At 76.5% G+C, this 3269-nt stretch carries 1 protein-coding gene; it reads right to left on the reverse strand.

The features are described from left to right. Positions 1-342: 342 nt before the first annotated feature. Complete coding sequence (locus ACWD3D_RS35105; protein ID WP_451464737.1) at positions 343-2949, reverse strand: ATP-dependent RNA helicase; 2607 nt, start codon at positions 2947-2949, stop codon at positions 343-345. Positions 2950-3269: the final 320 nt, after the last annotated feature.

The raw sequence follows: 3269 nt of genomic DNA on the forward strand, positions 1-3269 counted from the left end.
CGGCCATCGCCTCGTTCGAGGGTGCGGAGGTGGTGCTGACCGACGGCACACGGCTGACGCCGGACGCGGTGATCGCGGCGACGGGTTACCGGCGGCTTTCGCTTACGGACCGGTGCCGGCCAAGGGCGCCGTGCCGGCCGGCGAGGTCCCCACGCAGGCTCCCGCCTACCGGCGTCGGGTCCCCGCGTCTGCCCGTGCGGCTTTCGCCTGCCGGTACAGGCTTCGCATGACCGGCGCCGGTCCCCGCTTTCCAGCATTGCCCCCGCTTATCGGCACTGCCTCGCTAACCGGCATTGCCCCCGCTTATCGGAACTGCTCCGCCTAGCGGCACGACTTACCCGTTCACGGCCGCTGTTCGCGCTTCAGCCGCGCCGAGGTGAAACGGGTGGCGGCGACCGTCGTCGGGTCCTCCGGCCACGGGTGCCGCGGGTAGCGTCCGCGCAGCTCCGTGCGGACGGCGCGGTACCCCTCCCGCCAGAACGAGGCCAGATCCGCGGTCACCGCCGCCGGCCGCCCCGCCGGGGACAACAGGTGCACCAGCACGGGCACCCCGGCCACCGAGGGCGTCTCGGCCAGGCCGAACAACTCCTGGAGCTTCACCGCGAGGACCGGCTGCTCGCCGTCGTACTCCACGCGGATACGGGACCCGCTCGGCACCTCGATCCGCTCCGGCGCCAGCTCGTCCAGCCGGGACGCCTCGCCGCTCGCCCACGGCAACAGCCGACGCAGTGCCTGCCCCGCGTCGATCCGCCCCAGGTCCGCACGGCGGCGCGCACGCGACAGTTCCGGCTCCAGCCATTCACCGGCGCGCGCCAGCAGCGTCCCGTCCGACATCTCGGGCCACGGCGCACCCAGGACCCGGTGCAGGAAGGCCAGCCGGGCCCGCAACTGCTCGCTGTCCCGGGTCCACCGCAGCAGCCCGGTGCCCTCCCGGCCCAGCCCTTCCAGGAGCGCGGTCCGCACCAGCTCCGGGGCAGGCTGCTTCAGCGGGCGCACCACCAGTTCCACCGCCCCCAGCCGGTCCACCACGCGTGCCACCACGTCGCCGTCGCCCCAGCGGACCTCCTCGCCCCGGAACCGCAGGTGCCCCGCGGCCAGCACCGCGGTGTCCTCGTCGATCACCGCTGCCAGCCTCACCCGGGCCGACGCGGCGTGGGTAGGCCTGTCCGCGACGGCGACCGCGAGCCACGCCGAGCCGCGCAGCCCCGAACCGTCCCGCAGCTCCGCCCCGGTCCCGGACGCCATCAGAAACGCTTCCCCGCCCCGGCCCCGTGCCACCCGCTCCGGGAAAGCCAGCGCGGCCACCAGCCCGGCGGCGGCGTCGTCCGTGACCGGGGTCGCCCCGCCCGTAGAGCCGCCAGCCGTAGAGCTGGCGCCCGTAAAGCCGGCGCCCGTAGAGCCGCCGCCCGTAGAACCGGCGGCAGGCCAGTCCCCGGCCTCCCCGCCGCCCAGCGAGGACGACAACCGCCGCACCTCCTGGCGCCAACGCGCGGCGTACCCGTCGCCGCCCCGGCGCGCGTTGCGCAGGGCCGCCGCCAGATCGTCCCCGTACTCGCGGGGCGGCTCCTCGCTCAGCAGGGCCACCACCTCGGCCGCCCGGCGCGCCCCGACCTCCCGGGCTCCGTCGACCAGGGCCCGCGCCAGCCGGGGGTGGACACCGAGGCGGGACATCCGCGTGCCACGCCCGGTCACCCGCCCGTCCGCGTCCACCGCCCCGACCGCCCGCAGCACCTCGCGGGCCGCGCCCATCGCTCCCGCGGGAGGCGGGTCGAGCAACGCGAGGTGCACCGCCCCGGGGTCGCCCCAGCACGCGGCCCGCAGCGCGAACCCCGCCAGGTCCGCGACCCGGATCTCCGGGGCCGGGAACCGGGCGAGCCGCCCGTCCTCCGCCTCCGTCCAGCACCGGTACACCGCACCGGGAGCCTCCCGTCCGGCACGGCCCGCCCGCTGGCGTCCGGTCGCCTGCGAGGCCCGCACCGTCGTCAGGGCACTCAGCCCCCGGGCGTGATCCGTCCTGGGCTCCCGGGCGAGGCCGCTGTCGACCACGACCCGCACTCCGGGCACGGTCAGCGACGACTCCGCGACCGAAGTCGCCAGCACCAGCCGCCGTCCCGCACCCGAGCCTCCCGCCAGGACCGCGTCCTGCACGGCGGCGGGCGCCCGCCCGTGCACCTGGAGCACCTCCGCGCCGGCGCCGGCCAGTCGGCCGGCGACCTGGGCGATCTCGCCGACACCGGGCAGGAAACAGAGCACGTCGCCGTTCCGCTCCGCGAGCGCCCGGCGCACCACCGAGGCGACGTGCGAGAGCAGCGCGGGATCGACCCGCATCCCGTGCGGCGGCCGGACCGGAGCGGTGGGCGGTGCCCAGACGACTTCCACCGGATGGGAGATCCCGGTGGCCTCGACGACCGGGGCATCGCCGAGCAGCCGGGCCCATCCCTCCGCGTCGGTCGTCGCGGAGGCGGCGACCAACCGCAGGTCGGGGCGGAGCGTCTCGCGCACGTCCAGCAGGAAGGCGGCGGCGGTGTCGGCGTCCAGATGACGTTCGTGGCATTCGTCGAGGATCACCACGTCGACGCCCGAGAGCTCCTGATCGCGCTGGAGGCGTTGGAGCAGCACCCCGGTGGTGACGACCTCGACCACGGTGTCAGGGCCGACCGTCCGCTCGCCGCGCACGGTGAACCCGACGCGGCCCCCGGGTCGCTCGCCCAGGAGCCACGCCATGCGGCGGGCCGCGGCGCGGGCGGCGATCCTGCGGGGTTCCGCGACCACGACCCTGCGCGGCGGGCCCTCGCCGGTCAGCCCCGCGAGGGCGAGCGGCACGAGGGTGGTCTTGCCGGTGCCCGGAGGCGCGCAGAGCACGGCGGTGCCCCGCTCGTCGAGCGCCCGGCGCAGGGCGGGCACGGCGGTACGGACGGGCAGGTCGGCCAGGGCGTCGGTTCGGATCACGCACCCAGTGTCGTACGGCTGTCCGGACGCGCCCCACCCCCGCACGGGGGAGCGGCCTCCCCTGTGCGGGGGAAACGGCTCCCGGGCCGGGAGCCGGCAGATCTGGTCGAGTCCGGCAGGGACCGCCGGTGTGGCAGATCCTGCCGGGCCGGCAGCCTCGGTGGGTGCCAGTGGGTGCCAGTGGGTGCCAGTGGGTGCCAGTGGGTGCCGGTGGGTGCCGGAAGGTGGCGAAATGTGCCGGAAGGTGCCTGAGGGCGACGGCCGGCGGCCGGCTCCGGCCGGTGCGCGGCGCGCAGAACTCGACCATGTCCTTGGTGTCC

The organism is Streptomyces sp. NPDC002690, assembly GCF_053592415.1.